Source organism: Caulobacter sp. NIBR1757, assembly GCF_027912495.1.
In the GTDB taxonomy this organism is placed as follows: domain Bacteria; phylum Pseudomonadota; class Alphaproteobacteria; order Caulobacterales; family Caulobacteraceae; genus Caulobacter.
Map to the genome: position 1 here is coordinate 4,023,292 of NZ_CP115463.1, position 21,360 is coordinate 4,044,651.

General features: G+C 69.7%; 22 protein-coding genes. 10 read left to right on the top strand and 12 right to left on the bottom strand.

Features of this window, described 5'->3' with window-relative positions; genetic code table 11:
• Positions 1–3 precede the first annotated feature (3 nt).
• Positions 4–663, top strand: coding sequence for a GDSL-type esterase/lipase family protein (locus O5I81_RS19335; protein ID WP_271066496.1), 660 nt, complete (start codon positions 4–6; stop codon positions 661–663).
• Here O5I81_RS19335 and O5I81_RS19340 read toward each other — a convergent pair.
• Both O5I81_RS19340 and O5I81_RS19345 read right to left on the bottom strand, forming a co-directional pair.
• Complete coding sequence (locus O5I81_RS19340; protein WP_271066497.1) at positions 660–1,205, bottom strand: methylated-DNA--[protein]-cysteine S-methyltransferase; 546 nt, start codon at positions 1,203–1,205, stop codon at positions 660–662. The two genes, O5I81_RS19335 and O5I81_RS19340, sit on opposite strands and share 4 nt — an antisense overlap.
• Positions 1,186–2,673: an AlkA N-terminal domain-containing protein gene (locus O5I81_RS19345; RefSeq protein ID WP_271066498.1), complete on the bottom strand. Its 1,488-nt coding sequence runs from the start codon at positions 2,671–2,673 to the stop codon at positions 1,186–1,188. Before O5I81_RS19345 ends, O5I81_RS19340 begins: the two co-directional genes overlap by 20 nt.
• Positions 2,674–2,813: 140 nt before the next feature.
• Between O5I81_RS19345 and O5I81_RS19350 the strand changes: the two genes are divergently transcribed.
• The 3 genes from O5I81_RS19350 (at position 2,814) to O5I81_RS19360 (ending at position 4,550) form a co-directional block, all read left to right on the top strand.
• Positions 2,814–3,158: a DUF6481 family protein gene (locus tag O5I81_RS19350; protein ID WP_271066499.1), complete on the top strand. Its 345-nt coding sequence runs from the start codon at positions 2,814–2,816 to the stop codon at positions 3,156–3,158.
• A 133-nt stretch (positions 3,159–3,291) separates the two neighbouring features.
• Complete coding sequence (locus tag O5I81_RS19355; RefSeq protein WP_271066500.1) at positions 3,292–4,044, top strand: SDR family oxidoreductase; 753 nt, start codon at positions 3,292–3,294, stop codon at positions 4,042–4,044.
• Complete coding sequence (locus O5I81_RS19360) at positions 4,044–4,550, top strand: GNAT family N-acetyltransferase (RefSeq protein ID WP_271066501.1); 507 nt, start codon at positions 4,044–4,046, stop codon at positions 4,548–4,550. Before O5I81_RS19355 ends, O5I81_RS19360 begins: the two co-directional genes overlap by 1 nt.
• Here the strand turns inward: O5I81_RS19360 and O5I81_RS19365 are convergent.
• The 8 genes from O5I81_RS19365 to O5I81_RS19400 all read right to left on the bottom strand — a co-directional run bounded on the left by O5I81_RS19365 (position 4,547) and on the right by O5I81_RS19400 (position 13,662).
• Positions 4,547–4,741 carry a hypothetical protein gene (locus tag O5I81_RS19365; protein WP_271066502.1) on the bottom strand — a complete coding sequence of 65 codons (195 nt, stop codon included), beginning with the start codon at positions 4,739–4,741 and terminating at the stop codon, positions 4,547–4,549. The two genes, O5I81_RS19360 and O5I81_RS19365, sit on opposite strands and share 4 nt — an antisense overlap.
• A gap of 87 nt (positions 4,742–4,828) precedes the next feature.
• Positions 4,829–6,376, bottom strand: a complete 1,548-nt coding sequence (locus tag O5I81_RS19370; RefSeq protein WP_271066503.1) for a HAMP domain-containing sensor histidine kinase — start codon at positions 6,374–6,376, stop codon at positions 4,829–4,831.
• 23 nt (positions 6,377–6,399) lie between these two features.
• Positions 6,400–7,170: a response regulator transcription factor gene (locus O5I81_RS19375; protein WP_271066504.1), complete on the bottom strand. Its 771-nt coding sequence runs from the start codon at positions 7,168–7,170 to the stop codon at positions 6,400–6,402.
• Positions 7,167–8,711: a DUF4173 domain-containing protein gene (locus O5I81_RS19380; RefSeq protein WP_271066505.1), complete on the bottom strand. Its 1,545-nt coding sequence runs from the start codon at positions 8,709–8,711 to the stop codon at positions 7,167–7,169. The genes O5I81_RS19375 and O5I81_RS19380 overlap by 4 nt, the downstream gene beginning before the upstream one ends.
• 145 nt (positions 8,712–8,856) lie before the next feature.
• Positions 8,857–9,327 (bottom strand): chemotaxis protein CheW, encoded by a 471-nt coding sequence (locus tag O5I81_RS19385; protein WP_271066506.1) that lies wholly within the window; start codon positions 9,325–9,327, stop codon positions 8,857–8,859.
• Positions 9,327–11,213 (bottom strand): methyl-accepting chemotaxis protein, encoded by a 1,887-nt coding sequence (locus O5I81_RS19390; protein ID WP_348637270.1) that lies wholly within the window; start codon positions 11,211–11,213, stop codon positions 9,327–9,329. The genes O5I81_RS19385 and O5I81_RS19390 overlap by 1 nt, the downstream gene beginning before the upstream one ends.
• A gap of 292 nt (positions 11,214–11,505) precedes the next feature.
• Positions 11,506–12,672, bottom strand: a complete 1,167-nt coding sequence (locus O5I81_RS19395; protein ID WP_271066508.1) for an acyl-CoA dehydrogenase family protein — start codon at positions 12,670–12,672, stop codon at positions 11,506–11,508.
• 549 nt (positions 12,673–13,221) lie between these two features.
• A complete protein-coding gene (locus O5I81_RS19400; protein WP_271066509.1) occupies positions 13,222–13,662 on the bottom strand; it encodes a hypothetical protein in 441 nt (146 codons plus the stop codon).
• 49 nt (positions 13,663–13,711) lie between these two features.
• Between O5I81_RS19400 and O5I81_RS19405 the strand changes: the two genes are divergently transcribed.
• From O5I81_RS19405 to O5I81_RS19425, 5 genes are all read left to right on the top strand, one after another.
• Entirely contained in the window at positions 13,712–14,005 is a 294-nt protein-coding gene (locus O5I81_RS19405) for a hypothetical protein (RefSeq protein ID WP_271066510.1), read from the top strand.
• A gap of 152 nt (positions 14,006–14,157) precedes the next feature.
• Complete coding sequence (locus tag O5I81_RS19410) at positions 14,158–15,108, top strand: dialkylrecorsinol condensing enzyme (RefSeq protein WP_271066511.1); 951 nt, start codon at positions 14,158–14,160, stop codon at positions 15,106–15,108.
• Positions 15,105–16,253, top strand: a complete 1,149-nt coding sequence (locus O5I81_RS19415; protein ID WP_271066512.1) for a beta-ketoacyl-ACP synthase III — start codon at positions 15,105–15,107, stop codon at positions 16,251–16,253. Before O5I81_RS19410 ends, O5I81_RS19415 begins: the two co-directional genes overlap by 4 nt.
• Positions 16,253–16,657 carry a hypothetical protein gene (locus O5I81_RS19420; RefSeq protein WP_271066513.1) on the top strand — a complete coding sequence of 135 codons (405 nt, stop codon included), beginning with the start codon at positions 16,253–16,255 and terminating at the stop codon, positions 16,655–16,657. Before O5I81_RS19415 ends, O5I81_RS19420 begins: the two co-directional genes overlap by 1 nt.
• Positions 16,654–17,643: a BtrH N-terminal domain-containing protein gene (locus tag O5I81_RS19425; RefSeq protein ID WP_271066514.1), complete on the top strand. Its 990-nt coding sequence runs from the start codon at positions 16,654–16,656 to the stop codon at positions 17,641–17,643. The genes O5I81_RS19420 and O5I81_RS19425 overlap by 4 nt, the downstream gene beginning before the upstream one ends.
• Here O5I81_RS19425 and O5I81_RS19430 read toward each other — a convergent pair whose 3' ends face one another.
• A complete protein-coding gene (locus O5I81_RS19430) occupies positions 17,644–19,962 on the bottom strand; it encodes a heavy metal translocating P-type ATPase (RefSeq protein WP_271066515.1) in 2,319 nt (772 codons plus the stop codon).
• A 102-nt stretch (positions 19,963–20,064) separates the two neighbouring features.
• Between O5I81_RS19430 and O5I81_RS19435 the strand changes: the two genes are divergently transcribed.
• Entirely contained in the window at positions 20,065–20,337 is a 273-nt protein-coding gene (locus O5I81_RS19435) for a metal-sensitive transcriptional regulator (RefSeq protein ID WP_271066516.1), read from the top strand.
• Here O5I81_RS19435 and O5I81_RS19440 read toward each other — a convergent pair.
• Positions 20,334–21,176 (bottom strand): alpha/beta hydrolase, encoded by an 843-nt coding sequence (locus O5I81_RS19440; protein WP_271066517.1) that lies wholly within the window; start codon positions 21,174–21,176, stop codon positions 20,334–20,336. The two genes, O5I81_RS19435 and O5I81_RS19440, sit on opposite strands and share 4 nt — an antisense overlap.
• Positions 21,177–21,360: the final 184 nt, after the last annotated feature.

The window sequence follows — 21,360 nt, forward strand, 5'->3', positions numbered from 1 at the left end:
CTGATGGCATTGATGGCCGTCGGGGCGCTCGCCTCGGCGGCCATCGGTGCGTTTGCGGACCACCTCTGGGTCTCCTCCCGCGCCCGCGCCGGCGGCGCCATGAGCGATACCGCGCCACAGACCCGGGCCCTTTATCGTCACCGGGTTGATCTGTTCGGCCGCCTGGGTTCAGGACCGACGGTGATTATGTTGGGCGATTCCATCACCCAGGGTGGCGAGTGGTCCGAACTGATCGGCCCGCAGGTCGCCAACCGGGGCGTCGGCGGCGACACGAGCGGCGCCTTGCTGACCCGGCTGGATGCTTCCCTGCCCGCCTCGGCCAGGACGGTGCTGGTGATGATCGGGACCAACGACCTGAAGGCCGCCGACTGGAGCGCCGGCGCCAGCGCCACGAACGTCTCGGCTCTGATGGACCGGCTGAAGGGACGGCGGGTCATTCTGCAATCGGTGCTCTACACGGCCGATCCGCAGGCCAACCGCAAGATCGACGATCTCAACGCCGCCTACAGCAGGCTGTGCGAGACAGGCCGCTGCGAGTGGCTGGACCTCAACCCCTCGGTAGCGCCGGGCGGGGCCTTGAGCCACGAGGACTCCCTGGACGGCCGCCATCTGAACGGCGACGCCTACCTGCGCTGGGCGTCGGCCTTGAAGGCCAGACTCTAGAACAGCTTTCCCGTCGGGGCGACGTAGTGGGCGCCCTCATGTTCCAGCAGCCAGCGCTTGCGGGGGATGCCGCCGCCGAAGCCGGTGAGGCTGCCATCGGCACCGATCACCCGGTGGCAGGGCACGACCACGGCGATGGGGTTGGAACCGTTGGCCAGGCCGACGGCACGGCTGGCGCTGGGCTGGCCGATCTTGCGGGCCATGGCGCCGTAGCTGCGGGTCTCGCCGACCGGGATCTGCTTGAGCTCGTTCCAGACCGACTGCTGGAAGTCGCTGCCGACCGCCTGAGTGGGGATACGCTCCAGCGCCGGAAGGTCGCCCTTGAAGTAGGCGTCGAGATTGTCGCGGACTAGCGGCGGGGCGCGGCCCTTGACCACCTGGGCCTTGGGATAGCTGCGACGCACCGTGCGCTGGAAGTCCTCTTCCGGTCGGTCGAAGTGGAGCAGGCGCAAGATGCCGTCCTCGTCGACGGCGAGCCACAGGCCGTCGATCGGCGAGGCATAGCGTTCGATCGTCAGGGTCTCAGGCGGCTTTGCGGGCATCGGCCTTTCCCTTGATAGCGGCGGCGTCGCCGGCCCAGAGATGCAGGGCGGCATAGGCCCGCCAGGGCCGCCAGGCCTCGGCGCGGGCGAGGAGTTGCGCCGGGGTGGGGCGGACGCCGTCCGGGGTCTCCAGGGCGCGCATCAGGCCGATGTCGGCGGCGGGGAAGGCGTCCGGTTCGCGCAGCTGGCGCATGGCGATGTACTGCGCCGTCCATTCACCGATGCCGGGCAGGGCCTTGAGAGCCCGAATCGCGGTCTCGAGGTCCTGGCGCGGGCCGAACAGGGCCGGGTCGGCGACGGCCGCCGCGCCCATGCTGCCGAGCGAGCGCGAACGGGCGCCGGGCATGGGCAGGCCGGAGAGGTCGGCGGCGGCGAGACGCTGGGGGCTCGGGAAGGCGACGGTGAGGCCCTCCTGCGCCCAGGCCTCGGGCAGCGGCTCGCCGTACTGGGCGGCCAGCTTGCCGGCCAGCAGGACGGCGGCATGGACGGTGATCTGCTGGCCGAGGATGGCGCGGATGGCCAGCTCGAAGCCGTCCCAGGCCCCGGGCACCCGCAAGCCCGGCCGCGCCGCCACGCGCGGGGCGAGGTCGGGATCGGCCGACAGGTGCTCGTTGATGGCAACCGGGTCGGCGGCAAGATCGAAGACCCGGCGCACGCGGGCGAGAATGGCCGGCAGGGCGCTGGTGCGGGGAAAGCGGACCTGGACCGACAGCTGATCCTTGCCGGCCGGGGTGACGGCCAGCGTGCCCATCTCGCCGCCCAGTTCGATGGTGCGGGCGTAACGGTCGCCCTCGACCCGCTCGACGCCCGGGATGGCGCGCAGCTGCAGGAAGGCGATCAGGCCGTCCCAGTCGTAGGGCGGCTTGTAGCGCAGCTTGAGGGTGACGCCGTCGGCGGTATGGGCCGAGGCCGACCGGCGGCGCAGAGTGGCCGGCGGCCGATTGTAGAGGGCCTGGAAGGTCTCGTTGAAGCGGCGGACGCTGCCGAAGCCCGAGGCCAGGGCCACCTGGGCCATCGGCAGGTCGGTCTCATGGATCAGCTGCTTGGCGAGCAGGACGCGGCGGGTCTGGGCGACGCCGATCGGGGTGGCGCCGAGATGCGTCTGGAACAGGCGGCGCAACTGACGGTCGCCGACGCCGAGACGCCCCGCCAGGGCTTCGACATCGCCGGTGTCGAGGGCGCCGGCCTCGATCAGGCTCAGCGCCCGGGAGACGGTGCTGGACGAGCCCTTCCAGGCCCCCAGGTCCGGCGAGGTTTCCGGGCGGCAGCGCAGGCAGGCGCGGAAACCGGCCGCCTCGGCGGCGGCGGCGCTGGGGTAGAAGGTGATGTTCTGGGGCTTGGGCGTGCGGGCCGGGCAGATCGGCCGGCAGTAGATGCCCGTCGTCTTCACCCCGCCGAAAATCCGCCCGTCGAAGCGGGTGTCTCGCGACAGGATGGCGCGGTAGCAGGCGTCGTGATCGAGCTCCATGCGTCCAATATGCGGGGAACCCGGGCCGGCGTCTCGCGGTTTTCGGACATCACCGTCGCCTCCCGAACCTTGCATTTCAGCGGAATCTGCGGTTTGAGGCGGGCGCAAATTTTTCAAGCACCGACTCTTTGAAGGACTGAATGCGAGATCCTCTGAAAACCGGCTTCAATGACCGTATCGCCGCCGCCGCCGAAGCCAAGAAAGCCATGCTGGCGCGGATGAAGCCCAAGCCGACCGTGACCGACCCCAACTTCGTCGATCGCGCCACCCGCAAGGCCCAGGAACTCGAAGCCATCCGCGCCCAGCGCCAGGCCGAGAAGGACGCCGCCAAGGCCGCCCAGGAGGCCAAGCGCCTGGCCGAGATCGAGGCCCGCGCCGAAGCCGCCGAGACCGAGCTGGAAGCCAAGCGCCGCGAGCGCAAGGAACGCAAGGCGGCCGCCAAGGAAGAAGCCCGCCTGAAGAAAGAGCTGAAGCGGGCCCACTAGACCCTTCGGGTCTAGATTCTTCGTTTAGAGCCCGTCCGGGCGGCGGAACCGCAAACACTTCCGCCTGACGGGCTCTAGCCCGCTACGACTTCGGACCTTAGGGTCGCTCCCAAAGCAAACGAGGAGCGCCCTGATGTCCGATCTCTTTTCCCTCGCCGGCCGCACGGCCCTGATCACCGGCGGCTCGCGCGGCATCGGGAAGATGATCGCGGCCGGCTATATCGCCGCCGGCGCCAAGGTCTACATCAGCGCCCGCAAGGAGGTCGCCTGTCGCCAGACGGCCGAGGAACTGGGCTGCGTCGCCCTGCCCGCCGATGTCTCGACGATGGAAGGGATGGAGGCGCTGGCCACGGCCTATCGCCAGCATGAGAGCAAGCTCGACATCCTGGTCAACAACGCCGGCGCCGCCTGGCTGGCCCCGTTCGACGACTTCCCCGAGAAGGGCTGGGACAAGGTCATGGACCTCAACGTCAAGACCCCCTTCTACCTGACCAGCAAGCTGGCCCCCGAGCTGCGCGCCGCCGCGACCTTTGAGCGGCCGGCCAAGGTGATCAACATCGCCTCCATCGACGGCATCGCGGTCAATCCGCAGGAGACCTATCCCTACGCCGCCAGCAAGGCCGGGCTTATCCACCTGACCCGCCGCATGGCCAAGACGCTCATCGCCGACAACATCGTCTGCAGCGCCATCGCCCCCGGCGCCTTCGCCAGCGACATGAACATCGCCGCCCGCGACCAGGCCGACGCGGTCGCCTCCCGCGTGCCGGCCCGGCGGATCGGGACCGACGAGGACATGGCCGGCGCCGCCATCTACCTGGCCTCGCGGGCCGGGGACTATGTGGTCGGCGCGACACTGACCGTCGACGGCGGCGTCGCCTACTGTTGATGACCTCGGCCGCGCTTCAGGTCCGGCGGCTCGGCGCAGGCGATGCGGCGGCGTTCCAGGCGCTGCGCCTGGGCGGGCTGCGGCTCAATCCCGACGCCTTCGGCTCGTCCTGGGAGGAAGAGGTCGACCGACCGCTGGAAAGGACCGCCGCATCGCTGGCCAGCGCCTTTGTCGCCGGCTGTGAGAAGGACGGGGTGCTGGTCGGCATCGGCGGCCTGCGGATCGGTCAATCGGTCAAGACCCGCCACCGGGGCGGCATCTGGGGGGTCTATGTCGATCCCAGGGCGCGCGGCCTTGGCGTCGGCAAGCGTCTGATGGCGGCGCTCATCGCCCAGGCCCGCGCCGAGGTCGAGGACCTGACCCTGACCGTGTCCGCCCACAACGAGGCCGCCATCGCCCTTTACCGGAGCCTGGGCTTCGAGCCGTACGGGCTTGATCGGCGGGCCCTCAAGATCGGCGAGGACTATGTCGACGAGCTGCTGATGCGGCTCGTCCTGGCCGGCTAGAAACTGCGCCGGCCGACCCGGCCGAGGGCGCCGACGGCGGCGGCGGCGAACTCGCCGGTGCGCCAGGCGCTTTCGCGGTCATGAGCCTGGCCGCTGGCGGCGACGCGGGCCTCCAGGTCCATCAGCGTCCAGACCCACTGGCTGTTCTCGGGGCGGACGAAGAGGGCGAAGCCTTCGGTGGACGTGGGCATGGGAACCTCCCTTTCTGATTGGGAGGAGCATGGCGGACGGCAGTGGAGCGCGTTCAGTCCGCGCGGCGCCGATTCTGTGCAGACGCCTCAGGCCAGGGGCAGGCGAAGCTCGAACCGCGCGCCGGCCCGGCAGGGCGCGGCGGCGATCCTGGCGTGGCTGGCCGCCAGCAACGACCGCGCGATCGACAGGCCCAGACCCGTGCCGCCGTCGGCGCGGTGGCTGGTGAAGAAGGGCTCGAACAGGCGCTCGCGGTCGGCCTCGGCGATGCCGGGGCCGTCGTCCTGCACCGCCAGGCAGAGCTGACCGGCCTCGACGGCGGCCGAAAGCACCACCGACCTGGCGCCGGCCTGGCGGCTGTTTTCCAGCAGGGTGGTGAGGACGGCCTCGATGGTCGCCTCGGGCACGGCGACGGCGGGCAGGTCGTCGGTCAGGTCGATGGTCACCTTCAGGGCAGGCTGGCTGTCGGCGACGCGCCGGGCGGCGGGCAGGATGTCGACTGCGGCGCCGGCCTCGGGGCGGGCCATGTCGGCGCGGGCCATGTCGAGCAGGCGGGTGACCAGCTGGGTCAGGCGGGCGTTGTCGGCGGCGATGTTGTCGAGGAAGCGGCGGCGCTCGGCCGGGCTCATGGTCTCGAAGTGGTCCTGCAGCAGCTCGACGGCGCCGCCGATGCCGGCGAGCGGCGTCTTGAACTCGTGGCTGACGGCGGCGGCGAAGTCGCGCAGGTAGCGGCTGCGGGTCTCGATGGCCTCAGCCATCTCGCGGAAGTCCTCGTAGAGGGCGCGTATCTCGACAGCGGCGGTGCGCGGGGTTTCGGGGACGTCGCCGCGGCCGGCGGTGACCTCACGGGCGGCGCGGCTCAAGGCGACGATGGGACGACTGATGCCGCGCGAGACGATGCCGGCCATCAGGATCAGCAGGGCGACGATCAGCACCAGGCCGAAGACGATCTTGCCGCGATCCTCATAGACGCCGCGGAACAGGGCGCGGGGCGAGCGCGACATCAGCAGCACCCCGCGCACCCGGCCCTGGGCGATGATCGGCCGGGCGTGGTGGATGCGGATGGTCGAGGCGCGGGACAGCCACTCGTAGTGGCTGTCGGGACGGTAGTCGCTGTTGTCGCGCAGGACGGTGGCCGGCTGGCCGTCGAGGGCCGCCTTGACCTCGGGCAGGGCCGAGAGGTCGCCGCCCTTGCCGTAGCCGCGCACCACCTGGCCCCGGCTGTCGAGCATCAGGATGGAGGCCAGGGTGGTCTTGACCGTGGCGTCGATGACCGGGCCCAGCTGCTCGGCGGCGATCACCGCGTCGGCGTCGGGGGCGGCCAGGGTGCGGCGGGCCGGCGGGCGTTCGGGCAGGACGGGACTGTCCGACAGGTCGATGGTGGTGCGTTCGGGCTGGTAGTAGTCCGGCGCCTTGGTGTCGGCCGGCGGCGGGGGGGCGAGGCCGGGCCAGCGGACCGAAGCGACGGCGGCCAGGGCCGCGCCCTGGGCGACCAGTTCGGCCTCGGTCTGGCGGACCAGGGTGTTCTCGTAGACGCGCAGACCCACGGCGCTGAACACCGGCATGGCGGCCACGAACAGCAGCACGCCAAGCAGGATGGTGCGCAGCTTCAGCGCCGGCCAATGCCGTTTGATCACCGCCTTGACTCGGTCGATGGGGTTCAGGCCGCCTCCCCCCGACATGGACCCAGCCGATAGCCGACCCCGGCCTTGGTCTCGATGACGTCGAGGCCGCCGAGGGCCGCGAACTTGCCGCGCAGGTTGCGGACATGGCTGTCGATGGTGCGGTCGGTGATGGCGAAACCTGGACCGTGCAGCCGGTCGATGATGGCGTCGCGGGTGAAGACGCGGGTCGGGGCGGCGGCCAGGGCTTTCAGGATGCCGAACTCGGTGACGGTCAGGGCCGCTTCCTGGCCGGCCCAGCGGGCGGTCCAGCCGTCGGTGTCGAGGGTCAGGCGGCCATGGCTGATCAGGCTGGTGGGGGCCGGCGCGGCGGCCGCGGCGGCCTGCGAGCGGCGCAGGATGGCGCTGATGCGGGCGGTGACCTCGCGCGGGCTGAACGGCTTGACGACATAGTCATCGGCCCCGAGCTCGATGCCCAGCACCCGGTCGATCTCGTCGTCGCGGCTGGACAGGAACAGGATCGGGGTCGAGCCCTGGGCGCGCAGGCGGCGGCAGACCTCCAGGCCGTCGAGACGCGGCATGTTGATGTCGAGCACCACCAGGTCGGGGGCCTGTTCCTCCACCGCCGCCAGGGCGGCGACGCCGTCCTCGGCCTGGCGGGTGGCGTAGCCGGCCTTGGTCAGGGCGAAGTCGAGCAGCTCGCGGATGTGCGGGTCGTCATCGACGATCAGGATGGAGCGGGACATGGCGTGCATCATTCCGAAGGCGGGGCGAAGGTCAACGGGCGTGGCGTGAACGGAGGGGGTCATGGGCGGGACTCCTGAGGGGCCGGGACGGGATCGACGGTCGTGGTCGGGGAAGGCGGCGGCGGCGGCGTGGCGACAGGTGGTCGCCAGGTGCGGAGCACCGGCCGACCGGCGGCGAGGATGGCCTCGGCTTCCGTCAGGCGGCGCTGGTCCCGCCAGCTCCAATCGCGGCCGAGCCGCGCCCGGGCCGAAGCCATGGCATGCCAGCGCAGCCGGGTGATGGTCTGCTGGTAGGCGGGCGGCAGCGCCTGTTGCTCCAGGCGGGCAAGCGGTACGAGGGCTGAGCCCTCCAGGCTGTCGATGTAGCCGATGTCGAGGGCCGCGCCGGAGCCATCGAGGTCCCTGGCGTGGCGCAGGTTCCAGTCGGCGGCGATCTGGCCGCTATCGCCGATGGCGAAGACCAGCAGGACGACGGCGGCGGCGGCGGCGTTCATGTTGATCAGCCAGGCGGCCGACTTTTCGCTGAGCAGCCGCCAGCCGATGAGGATCAGGCCGACCGCCACCAGGCCCATCCAGGCCAGGGCGGCGATGCGCATGCGGGTGAGGTCGAAGCTGTCGATGTAGAGCAGGGTCCGCTGGATGGAGAAGACGACGAGCAGGACGTTCTGGGCCACCCAGGCGGCCACCAGCCAGCGGACCAGTGGCCGGCGGCTGGTCTCTGATCCGGGGGCCATGGCGACCAGCACGAAGAGACCAGCGAGCAGGGCGGTGGCGATCAGCGGATAGGCGCCGCGGTGGGCGTATTCGGCCAGGGTGTGCTCGGCCGGCAGGCGGGCGCCGCTCCACAGGAAGGCGACGTCGAGGCCGTTCTGCAAGGCGAACAGGGCGTTGAAGAGAATCAGGGACAGGGTGATGGAGGCGGCGTTGACGCCGGGCAGCTTCGTGTCGGTGCGTGCGGCCGGCATCGGGATCGGCCGGCGGAGATGGACAGGGCGCAGCAGGGCGAAACCGGTCAGGGCGACGAAGACCCAGAGGACGATCTGGAAGAAACCGAGGTCCGGCCCCCGCAGCGAGGCGAGGGCGTCGTGCAGCAGCGGGTTGGCGGCCGAGAACAGGGCCAGGAACACCGCCCCGCCGATCAGCGGCAGGGCCAGGGTGCGGACGGCCTTGCCGAGCGAGGCGCCAGGACGGCGTTTGAGCCGCTTGAGGCCGAACTGGACGAGGGTCTCGATCGGCATGCGGACAACGCCGGTGGCCATGACGATCAGCCGCTGCACCCAGGTCCAGACGCCCTCGCCGAAGCCGGCCCGGGGCGTAAGGGCGGCGATGGCCAGGGCCAGGCTCCAGAACAGCAGCCCCAGCCGGGAGAGGGTCTCGAGCTGCAGGGCGGCGAGGGCCATGGCGAGGGCCAGGAAGGGCCAGCCATGGCGGCGGGCGCCGGGGCTGGCGATGGCCAGGGCGACAACGCCGGCCAGGGTGAGAATGGCCAGGGCGAGGCCCGTCGCATTCATCACCCAGAGGACGCGGTCGGCGACGACCACGAGGGCCAGGGTCAGGGCGACCCGGATCCAGAAACTGTAACGGCCCTTGGCCAACGACCCCATGCGCGCCTCCCAACGTCAGGCTGCGACGGTGGAGCCGGGGCGTGGAGGACCGGCGGGGCATGGGATGCAGGGCCGGACCGGGCCTGTGCAGAGTCCGTGCAGACGAGCCCTGTCGGCGCCCGGTCACCCGGGAGCCAACCTGGGATCAGGCCGCCAGCTTGTCCGGGGCGGGCATCAGGGAGGAGACGACCAGCCGGCTGAGCATGCGATCCTTCAGGGGCAAGATGGCGTCCACGAAGGGGGCGTCGGTGTCGATGGTCAGGTCCGGCGGCGCCTGGAAGAGGCTGGCCTCCACCATGAAGGTTTCCTGCACCGCATCGACCAGCAGGCCGGCCAGGCGCGGGCCGTCCTGGATGACGACGATGACGTGCCGGCTGGTCTGTTCGGTGGCCCCGAGACCCAGGCGGAGGCGCACGTCGAGAACCGGCATGACCGCCCCCCGCAGGTTGATGACCCCCAGCACATAGTCGGGGGTCTGCGGCAGGGGCGCGGCCGGGGTCCAGCCGCGGATCTCCCGCACCGAGACGATGTCGATGCAGAAGCCCTGGCCGCCGATCTCGAAGGCGATCAGTTCGACCTTGGCGGTGTCGGCGCTGTTGGTGACGACCGGTTCCATCAGAAGTTCTCCCATTCGGTGGCTGCCGCGGTCGCCTGACGGCCACCGCCGATGTGGGCGGCGAGTCGTTGGCGGGCGCTGGCGACCGGATTCGGCGCGGGGGCGTGCCGGGCAGGATCGGCCAGGGTCGGGCCGCTGTCGGAGCCGGTGCGGAACTTGGCGACGAGCTTGGCCAGGTCGGCGGCCTCGCCGCGCAGGTTGGCGGAGGCGGCGGTCGATTCCTCGACCATGGCGGCGTTCTGCTGCGTGGCCTGGTCCATCTGGTTGACGGCGATATTGACCTCGGAGAGGCCGGTCGCCTGTTCCCGCGCCGAGGCGGCGATTTCGGCCAGCAGTACGTCGATGCTGGCGACCTTGTCGACGATGTCGGTCAGCGCCTGGCCCGTTTCCGAGACCAGCTTGACGCCGCGAGTGACCTGGGTGGCGGAGCTGGAGATCAGGCCCTTGATCTCCTTGGCGGCGTCGGCCGAACGCTGGGCCAGGGCCCGGACTTCCTGGGCGACCACCGCGAAGCCGCGGCCGGCGTCGCCGGCACGGGCCGCCTCGACCCCGGCGTTGAGGGCCAGGAGGTTGGTCTGGAAGGCGATCTCGTCGATGACGCCGATGATCTGGGCGACCTGGCCGGACGATTGCTCGATCTCGGCCATGGCGCTGACGGCCTCGCGCATCACCTCGCCCGACTGGGCGGCGGCCTGGCGGGCGCCGGCGGCGGCGGCGGCGGCCTCGTTGGCCCCCTCGGCGCTGCGCTTGACGGTGGCGGTGAGCTGGTCGAGGGCGGCGGCGGTTTCCTCGAGGCCGGCCGCCTGCTGCTCGGTGCGGCGCGACAGGTCGTTGGAGGCGCTGGCGATCTCGTCGGAGCCGCCGCGGATGCCGCCGGCCGAGGCGTCGATGGAGGTGATGGCCTTGCGCAGGCTATCGACCGCGGCGTTGAAGTCGGTGCGGATCTGGGCGTACTGGCCCTGGAAGTCGGCGTCGATACGGACGGTCAGGTCGCCGGACGCCAGGCGGCCCAGGCCGGAGGCCAGGTTCTCGACCACCATCTGTTGCTCGGCCTCGACGCGACGCTGTTCGCTTTCGGCGCGCGACCGCTCGGCGTCCGCCTCGGCTCGTGACCGCTCGGCCTGGGCCTCCAGTTCACGGGCCCTCAGGGCGTTGTCCTTGAACACCTGCACGGCCTTGGCCATCTGGCCGACCTCGTCCTTGCGGTGGGTGGCGTCGACATTGACCGTCAGGTCGCCGCCGGCGAGACGGTTCATGCCGCCGGCCAGGGTGTTGAGCGGCGCCGCGATCTTGGCGCGGGAGATGTAGAGCCCCAGGCCGACCCCGATGCCGATGCCGGCGACCGCCATGATCGCGTTGAGGAGCTTGGCCAAGCCCGCGGCCGCGGTCAGCGCCTTGCTTTGGGCGGCGACCATTTCGGCCCGCTCCTCATTATATTCCCGAAGGTCGTTCGACAGATCGACGATCTTCTTGTCGACAGGCTGGAGCAGGGCGCGGGCGGCATCATTGTCGTTGCGCAGGCCCGCATCGACCGCCTTGCGGCCCTCCTTGATGATGTCTTCCGAACGGGTCTGGAAGTCGAGGACTGCAACGGCTCCCTCGGGAACCAGTTCGTTGGCCTTTTCGTAGTTTGCCTGAAGTTTGACGGCAGCATCGTCGAACATAGCCTTGGCCGCCTGGGCATCGGCCGAAGCCCCGTCGTAGGCCATGGTCATATAGGCGGCGTAGGCCAGCCGGTTAATGTTCCGGTTGGCCCGGGCGAGTTCAACGGCGGCGGGATCCTCACGATCCGTCACGACACTGTAGCTCTTGTCGATGCGCCAAAGCTCAAAGCTGCTGTAGCCGGCGGTGACGGCGAACATCACAGCGAGGACAGTGATCGCCAACAAGATCTTGGACGAGATTTTCCAGTTGTCGAGGAATCGCAAGTTTCTGCTCCAGCGGTGCGAGATGCCGGCGGAAGACGGCTTTCTACGTTCGAACCCCGTAAGTAATCCCGGCATCCTTCGTAATTCTTAAGGCTGAAGCCCTGCGACAACATGGCGCGAAAACAGCGCCCTCAGGCACAGAATGGGCAGAAACACTCCTCATTATGATTAGTGCGTGGACGCGGAAACACTAATCGAGGTTGCAGCATCTTGCTTAACAGGGTCGCCGCTATCACTGATCACCGCTGAATTAGCGCCTCGACCCAAGCAGATTCCTCGCCACCACCCATTGGTGGACCTCGGTCGGGCCGTCGTAGATGCGCATGGTGCGGATCTTCGAGGCCATCATGTGCAGCGGCAGTTCGCGGGTCATGCCCATGGCCCCGAAGGTCTGCATGGCGCGGTCGACGACCTCCCAGGCCATCTCGGTGGCGTAGGCCTTGATCATCGAGATCTCGGTGCGGACGTCGCGGCCCTGGTCCATCTTCCAGGCGCAGTCATAGGTCATCAGCCGGGCGGCGTGGATGCGGGTGTGGGCGTCGGCGATCCAGTTCTGGATGGTCTGGCGCTCGCTCAGGGGGACGCCGAAGGTTTTCCGCTGCGGCGCGTATTCGATCATCATCTCAAGGGCCCGCTGGGCCATGCCGATCGACCAGGCGGCCATCTCGCAGCGGCGGGTGCCGAGCCGCACCTGCATGGGGGCGAACCCCTGCCCCTCGGTCCCGAGCAGTTTCCAGCCGGGGACGCGGACGTCGTCGAGAGCGATCTCGAAGGTCGACTGGCCGCCGAGCATGGGGATCTTGCGCAGGACGTTGAAGCCGGGCGTGTCCTGGTCGACGAGGAAGGCGCTCATGCCGCCCCGGCCGCCCTTTTCCTTGTCGGTGACGGCCATGACGATGGTGAAGTCGGCGTAGTCGGCCTTGCTGATCCAGATCTTGCGGCCGTTCAGCACCCAGTCGTCGCCGTCGCGCACGGCCGAGGTCAGCATGCCCGACGGGTCGGCCCCGGCCCCGGGCTCGGAGATGCCGATGGCCGAGACGGTTTCTCCGGCCACGTAGGGGGCGAGGTAGGCGACCCGCTGCTGCTCGGTCACCGTCGCCATCATCATCCGCAGGTTCGGGCTGTCCGGCGGCAGGGTGTAGTTGGTGATGGAACGGCCAAGCTCCTCGTTGACCGCCACCATGGCGACGTGGGGCAGGTCGGCGCCGCCGACATCCTCCGGCGCATCAAGGCCCCAGAGGCCGAGCTCACGCGACACCGCGTCGACCTTCTCGGTTTCCTCCTTCGTCAGCGCCGCCGCGCCGCCGGCCGCCTCGCGTTCGAGAACCCCGGCCTCCAGCGGATTGAGATGGTCGTCGACGAAGCGACGGACCAGGTCCCTGAGCATGCGGTGGTCTTCGTCGAGGTCGAAGTTCATGGCGCGTCCCTTGGTGTTTCGCCGGTTTTAGCAGGATGACCGTGAGGGAGGGGAAGCGGTTTTGCGGCCTGCCGGCGTTTGGCCGGTCTATCGAAGCGGCGAGCCATTATACCGCGTGCGGCCGGGCTACAAGAAAGCCGCGCGCATTGTTCAGGAGCGGAAAAGCGGGGCAAACGCCCGGAACCGTGGGCTTTTGGGTGGGCCGAGGGGTCGGGACTGTAGGCCGAGGTGTAGGTCGGTCCGTAGGTTGATCGGCGGGGTTTGTTGGCCTGTTCGTGCGCGGAGCGACCTACGCTCAGGGTCGCGGACCGGGAGGGCGTCGGAAATGGCCATGAATATGTCTAGACATATTCCAATTCACATTGATTTTGTTGATTTTTTTACGCCACCCATTTTGTCATCCCGGACGGCCCGGAGGGACGATCCGGGACCCAGGGGGACCGGACTCAGTGTCGGCGGCGGCGCGGGCGGCGCGCTGTCACCCCCTGGGTCCCGGCTCTCCGCTCCGCTACGGCCGGGATGACGAGGGGGTAGTCCGCCCCTGTTGGGTCAGGCCCGCTCCAGGGCCACCATCAGTTCGCCCATCACAAGGATCTGGCCGTCGCCGATCAGGGTGATGGCGTACTGCAGGGCCGCGCCGGTGGCGGCGAGCTGTTCGGCGCGGATCTCCAGATCGCCGGCGACGGTGTCGAGGCGGTCGCGGGTCCAGCTGAGGTTGTTGACCACGGCCAGGAAGCCCCGGCGCGGCTGCTTCTCGATGCCGGTCAGCTGGGCGTGCAGGGCGATGGCCTGGGAGGCGTATTCGGCCGCCGCGCTGGCCGGCAGGCGGCCGTCGTGGCGCAGGGGGTTGGCGGGATCGCGGTGGCTGACGGCGTTGCAGGCGATCCAGTCGGGGCCGCCGCCGATCACCGAATCCAGCAGGCTCATCGCCCCGGCGTGCGGGATCGCCCGGGCGATCGCGGCCTTGTCCATCGGCGGGAGGTTCGACATCGGCGGCGCCACGGGCGAAAAGGGACCAAATGATTCTGCGCGAACCCTGATGACTTCCGCCTTCACGATCAACCCCGACCATCCCGCCCTGCCCGGCCATTTCCCCGGCAACCCGGTGGTTCCAGGCGTGGTGGTGCTGGAGCACCTGATCGACGCCCTGGCCCTGGCCCATCCCGGCCGCGCCTGCACCGGCGTGCGGCGGATGAAGTTCCTGCGCCTGCTGCGGCCCGGTGAAACGGTCGATGTCAGCTTCGGCGAGGCCAAGGCCGATGGAATCGCCGTCAAGGCGAGCGTGGCGGGCGAGCCGCTGATCGACGGACGGCTGGTTCTGGCCCCGGCCTGACGCCTGCGGCGCACAACGATGCGGCGCCCGGGACAACCGGCCGCTGAATCCCTCTGCTAACCGACGAAATTCACTCAGCGTTTCGTTGCCATGCGGGCGCGGTTTCGCCTATGGATCGGTGCAGTGCTTTTGGGGGAAGTCGGGGCGTATCGATGAAGCGGGTGCTGGTCGTTCACTATTCGCAGACGGGGCAGTTGAGCGATATTCTTCGCTCGACCGTGGCGCCGCTCGAAGCCGCGCCCGACATTGAGGTGACCTGGCTGCCGATCGAGCCGGTGACGCCCTACCCGTTTCCGTGGCCGGCGGGCTTCTTCTTCAACACCTTTCCCGAGACGGTCTACGAGGACGTCGACCCGATCAAGCCGATCGCCCTGCCCGCCAACAGCGATTTCGACCTGGTGATCCTCGGCTATTCGGTGTGGTTCCTGTCGCCCGCCAAGCCGATCACCGCCTTCCTGCAGAGCCCCGAGGCGAAGACCCTGCTGGCCGGCAAGCCGGTCATCACCGTCATCGGCTGCCGCAACATGTGGTTGTCGGCCCAGGAGCGGATGAAGGAACAGCTCAGCGCGCTGGGCGCCCATCTGATCGACAATGTGGTGCTGACCGACAGCGCCCACAGCGCCTTTACCTTCATCTCCACCCCGGCCTGGATGCTGACCGGCAAGAAGGGCCCCTTCCTTGGCGGCGTGGTGCCGGAGGCCGGGGTCAGCCAGGAAGACATCGCCGGCTGCGCCCGGTTCGGCGAGGCCATCGCGGCGAAACTGCCCACCCGTTCGAAGGGCGACACCGCCCCGATGCTGAGCGAGCTTGGCGCGGTGTCGATCTTCGAGGGCCTGATGAGTTCGGAAAAAGTGGCCCGCAAGAGCTTCCTGATCTGGGGCCGGCTGCTGCGCGCCTGCGGCAAGCCGGGCAACCCCCTGCGGGGCGCGGTGCTGGTGCTCTACGTCGCCTTCCTGTTCACCCTGATCTGCACGGTCGTGCCGCTGCTGGCGGTGATCAAGAGCCTGATCAAGCCGCTGGCGAAAGCCAGCATCGCCCGCCAGCGCGCCTATTACGCCGAACCCTCTGGAGAGGGCCGCGCCCTGCTGGGAGCCGCCCAATGACCATCCGCAGCGTCTACATCACCGGCACGGCCAGCTTCCTGCCGAACGAGCCCGTGCTCAACGACGAGATGGAGACCGTGCTCGGCCAGGCCGGCGATCGCCCCAGCCGCGCCCGCCGCACCATCCTGCGCAGCAACGGCATCAAGAGCCGCCACTATGCGATCGACCCGGCGACGGGCAAGGCGACCCACAACAACGCCCAGCTGACCGCCGCCGCCGTCCGCCGGCTGGACCAGACCGTCGGCCTGCCCGCCATCGACATCCTGGCCTGCGGCACCTCCATCCCCGACCAGGTTATGCCCAACCATGCGGCCATGGTGCAGGGCGAGCTCGGCCTGCCCGCCTGTGAGGTGATCGCCACCAGCGGCGTCTGCCTGTCGGGCATCACGGCGCTGAAGTACGCCTATGTCACCGTCGCCGGCGGGCTGCACAATAACGCCGTGGCCACCGGTTCCGACTGTCCCTCGCCAGTGCTCAGCGCCGGCAACTTCAGCGCCGAGATCGAGAGCAAGGTCGACGCGCTGGAAAAGGCCCCGGAGATCGCCTTCGAGAAGGACTTCCTGCGCTGGATGCTCAGCGACGGGGCCGGCGCCTTCCTCCTGCAGGACAAGCCGCGCGAGGGGGCGACCAACCTGCGCATCGACTGGATCGAGACCTTCTCCTACGCCGGCGACATGGAGACCTGCATGTATGCGGGCGCCAGCAAGAACCCGGACGGCACGATCACCGGCTGGTCGGCGATGAGCCCGAAGGAACGGGAAGAGGACTCGGTGATGTCGATCAAGCAGGACGTGCGCCTGCTGAACGAGAACGTCATCCATTACACGGTCGAAAAGCCCCTGCCCGGCATCGTCCAGAAGTACCAGCTGCGGGCCGACGACATCGACTGGTTCCTGCCGCACTATTCGAGCGAGTACTTCCGCGACAAGGTCCACGCCGGCATGCAGGTGGCGGGCTTCGACGTGCCGCAGGACCGCTGGTTCACCAACCTGACGACGCGGGGCAACACCGGAGCGGCCTCGATGTTCATCATGATCGACGAGCTGGCCCAGAGCGGCGACCTGGAGCCCGGCCAGCGGCTGCTGTGCTGGATCCCGGAGAGCGGCCGGTTCTCCAGCGGGTTCATGCACCTGACGGTGGCGTGATGAAGACTGACGAGGTTCCGCAGGAGACGGCCCGCACCTATGGCGGGACGAAGAAGCTGCTCTATGCGGTCGATGACCGCGGCGAATACACCGAGGTCAACTCGGCCGGCTGGGAGCCCGAGACCTTCGCGACCGTGCAAGCCGTCGATGAGCTGAACCGGCTGCGCGACGAGGCCCTGGCCGATGCCAAGGCCGGCAAGGTCAGCCCCCTGGTCTACTGGATGTACCAGCGGCGCATGGAGCCGGCGACGCTGGCCGCGACGACCGGCCTGTGGGCCTGGCGGGTGAACCGCCACTTCCAGCCGAAGGTGTTTGCCGGCCTTTCGGACAAGATCCTGGCCCGCTACGCCGAGGTCATGGATATCCCCCTTGCCACGCTGCGCACGCTTCCGGACGCTCCATGACCGACTTCGCCCACCGCCAGTCGGCCCACTGCGAGAGCGGCGTGGTCGCCAACATGGTCAGCCACGGGGGCCTGGCCATGAATGAGCCGATGGCCTTTGGCCTGAGCTCGGCCCTGACCTTCGCCTACATGCCGATGATCAAGATGGCCGGCATGCCGCTGATCGCCTACCGCATGCCGCCCGGCCACATCATCAAGGGCGTGGCCAAGCAGCTGGGCATGTCGTGGAAGCGCCAGACGTTCAGCGATCCGGCGGCCGGCAAGGCGGCGCTGGATGCGCAGCTCGACAAGGGCCATGCCGTGGGCCTGCAGACCTGCGTCTACTGGCTGCCCTACTTCCCGGAAGACATGCGCTTCCACTTCAACGCCCACAACCTGGTGGTCTTCGGCCGGGACGGCGATGACTACCTGATCAGCGACCCGATCTTCGAGCAGACGGTGCGCTGTGATTCCGCCTCCCTGCAGAAGGCGCGGTTCGCCAAGGGGGCCATGGCCGCCAAGGGGATGATGTACTACCCGGAAGGGACGCCCGGCGAGATCGACTATGCCAGGGCCGTGCCCAAGGCCGTGCGGATGAACCGGCGGATCATGGTCGGGGCGCCGCTGCCGATCATCGGGGTCAAGGGCATCCGGTTCCTCGGCAAGAACATCGCCAGGGTGGCGGCCGGGGCCGATGCGGAAACCAAGCTGCCGCAGTACCTCGGCCACATCGTCCGCATGCAGGAAGAGATCGGCACCGGCGGGGCGGGCTTCCGCTTCCTCTACGCCAGCTTCCTGCAGGAGACCGGCAAGATCCTCGGCGACGACCGGCTGAAGGAGGCCTCCGTCGCCCTCACCGACGCCGGTGACGAGTGGCGGCGGTTCGCGCTGGTCGCCACCAAGATGGCCCGTAAGCGCCAGAAGCTCGACGTCAAGGAACTGGACGCCATCCTCAACCGCATCGCCGACAAGGAACTGGCGATGTGGCAGGGGCTGAAGGGGATCTGATCAGAGCCTGACCACCCGCAGCCTCAGCGCGTTGCCGACCACGCTGACCGAGGACAGGGCCATGGCCGCCGCCGCGATGGCCGGCGACAGCAGCCAGCCGGTGACCGGATAGAGCACCCCGGCCGCGATCGGCACCCCGACCAGATTGTAGGCAAAGGCCAGGAACAGGTTCTGGCGGATGTTGCCCATCACCGCCCGCGACAGCCGCCGGGCCCGCACCAGGCCGTTCAGATCGCCCTTCAGCAGGGTGACCCCGGCGCTCTCGATGGCGACATCGGCGCCGGCCCCCATGGCGATGCCGACGTCGGCGGCGGCCAGGGCCGGGGCGTCGTTGACCCCATCGCCGGCCATGGCGACGACGCGGCCCTCGGCCTTGAGGCGCGCCACCAGGGCGGCCTTGTCACCGGGCAACACCTCGGCCTCGACCTCGCTCAGGCCCAGCCGGGCGGCGACGGCCTGGGCGGTGGCGCGAGCGTCGCCGGTGACCATCACCACCCGAACCCCGGCCTCGGCCAGGGCGGCGAGAGCCTCCGGCGTGCTGGCCTTGACCGGATCGGCCAGGCCCAGAACCGCGGCCAGGGCGCCGTCGACGGCGAGGAACAGGGCGGTGGCGCCGTCAGCCTTGAGCGCCTCGGCCTCGGCCGCCATCGCCGCGACGTCGATGCCGTGATCGGCCAGGAAGCGGGCGCTGCCGAGCAGCAGGGCGTGGCCCTCGACCCGGCCCTGGACGCCACGGCCGACCGGGGAATCGAAGTCCTCGGTTTCGGAAAGCGTCAGCCCCTCGGCCTCGGCGGCGCGCAGGATGGCGCCGGCCAGCGGGTGCTCGCTGCCCCGCTCCAGGCTGGCGGCCAGGCGCAGCAGGCCGGCGCGGTCCTGGCCCGGGGCCGGATGCAGGGCGACCAGGGCCGGGCGTCCCTCGGTCAGGGTTCCGGTCTTGTCGACCAGCAGGGTATCGACCCGTTCCAGCCGCTCCAGCGCCTCGGCGTCGCGGATCAGCACGCCGGTCTGCGCCCCGCGCCCGACGCCGACCATGATCGACATCGGCGTGGCGAGGCCGAGCGCGCAGGGACAGGCGATGATCAGAACCGAGATGGCGGCGACCAGGGCATGGCTGAGTGGCGGCTGCGGCCCCCACAACGCCCAGGCCCCGAAGGCCAGGACGGCGACGGCGATCACCGCCGGCACGAACCAGCCGGAGACCTGGTCGGCCAGCCGCTGGATCGGGGCCCGGCTGCGCTGGGCCTGGGCGACCATCTGGACGATCTGGGCCAGCAGGGTGTCGGCCCCGATGCGCTGGGCCTGCATGACGAAGGAGCCGGTGGTGTTGAGGGAGCCGGCGACGACGGCGTCGCCTGGGACCTTGTCGACCGGCATCGACTCGCCGGTGACCAGGGCCTCGTCCAGCGAGGCGCGGCCCTCGGCGATCACGCCGTCGACCGGGACCTTCTCGCCGGGCCGCAGGCGGAGGCGGTCGCCGATGGCGATCTGGTCGACCGGGACCTCCTCGTCGGCGCCATCGGCCCGCAGCCGGCGGGCGGTGCGGGGGGCGAGGTCGAGCAGGGCCTTGATCGCGCCCGAGGTGCGCTCCCGCGCCTTCAGCTCCAGCATCTGGCCGAGCAGGACCAGGACGATGATCACCGCCGCCGCCTCGAAGTAGAGCGGCGGACCACCCTCGGCGGTGCGGAAGGCCGCCGGCACCGCGCCTGGAACCAGGGTGGCGAAGACGCTGAAGCTCCAGGCCGCCAGGCTGCCCAGGGCGATCAGGGTGAACATGTTGAGGTGGCGCGTCCGCAGCGACGCCCAGCCGCGCGCGATGAAGGGCCAGCCGGACCAGAGGACGACCGGGCTGGCCAGCGCCAGCTGGATCCAGGCGCCGGTCTGCATCGGCCAGGGGAAGCGCAGGCCGAACATGTGGCCGCCCATCTCGATGACCAGCAGCGGCAGGGTCAGCAGGGCCCCGAGCCAGAAGCGGCGGGTGAAATCGACCAGTTCCGGATTGGGGCCGCTGTCGAGCGTGGCCAACTCCGGCTCCAGGGCCATGCCGCAGATCGGGCAGGAACCGGGCCCCTGCTGGCGGATCTCCGGATGCATGGGGCAGGTGTAGATCGTTCCGGGCGGGGCCGGCGGCGGCTCGGAAGCCGCCAGGTAGCGGCCCGGATCGTCGATGAATTTGGTCCGGCAGCCGGCCGAGCAGAAGTGGAAGGCCTGACCATCGTGGTCGGCATGGTGCGGGGTCGTGGCCGGGTCGACCGTCATGCCGCAGACCGGATCGCGGGCCTGGCTGGCGGGCGGATGGGCGTGGGTGCAGGGGGTGGACATGGCGGGTCTTCCGGCTGGGAACACCGGCGATATATACCCCCCAGGGGCATATTGCAATTACCCCCCAGGGGTATACATACAGGCCTCGATGGAGACCCGACCTTGATCCGCGCCGACAAGTCCAAACTGCTCAATCGTCTCGGCCGCCTCGAAGGCCAGGTGCGCGGCATCGCGCGGATGATCGAGGAAGACCGCTACTGTATCGACGTGCTGACCCAGTTGCGGGCGGCGCGGGCGGCGATCGACCGGGTCGAGACCGAAATGCTGCGCGACCACCTGAACCACTGCATCGAGGGCGCCATCGTCAGCGGCGACATCGACGAACAGCGGCGCAAGGCCGAGGAACTGATCCAGCTGCTGGAACGCGCCCGCTAGCGGCGCAGCCAGGTCTCCCCGGGTCCTGCGGCGGTGTCGATCAGCGTTTTCGCCGGGGCGTCGCCGAGCACCGAGGCCTTCAGGAAGGCGGCGCTGTAGGTCAGCGCGGCGTCGTAGGCGGCCTTGGGCTGGCCGGAGATCAGGTCATGGGCCGCGCCGGCGAAGGTGACGGCATACTTGCCGCCGGCCGGCGAGGTCTCGATCGGGAACAGATGGTCATGCCAGTCGGTGACGAAGGTCGGGACGAGGTCCTGGTCGCCGGTGATGATCATCGTCGGCACGGCCAGGCCGGCATAGGCTGGCGGCGCCACGAGGCCGGGGATCTTGCCGGGCGTCGACCAGCCGAGCACCGCCTTGACCGTCGGATCCCGGAACGGCGCCATGTAGGCCAGCGCGCCGCCCAGGCAGAGCGAGATCAGCGTGCCATAGCTGTGGCCGACGGCGGCGACGGACAGGCCCGGCCAGCGTCTGGCCGCCTCGGCGCTGGTCGCCCGCATGTCGGCGAGGCGCTCCATGAAGCCGGCGCGGGCGTCGAATGTCTCGCGGTCCGGATGGTGCATGGAATCGACGTGCAAGGGGGCGAGAACGGCGAAGCCGGCGGCGACCAGGGTCTGGCACAGGCCTTCGTAGCGTTCCGGCCAGGAGCCGTGGCCGGTCGACAGCAGGGCGACGGCGACGGGCTTTGCCGGCGCCCAGACCATCAGGTCGGTGGACCGCTCGGGCGAGACCTGCAGCCGCTGGGTCGCGGCCGGCGCGGCGAGGGCCTTGCCGAACAGGGCGCCGGCGACCGGCGCGGCCAGCATGGCGGCAAGGACGCCGCGACGGTTCAGGATGGTCATGGCGGTGGGTCCCCTGCAGTCGTTGATCACCCGGAGAAAGCAGACTTCGGCCCGGCGGTCATCGGCCAAACGGCTCCAACTTCGTGAACGGCCACCGGTTGTTCGCCAATCGCCAGGCGGGGCGGGGCCGGGACGACGGACAGGGCGGCCGGCGGCGCTTATCGAAGCGGGCTACCATTATACC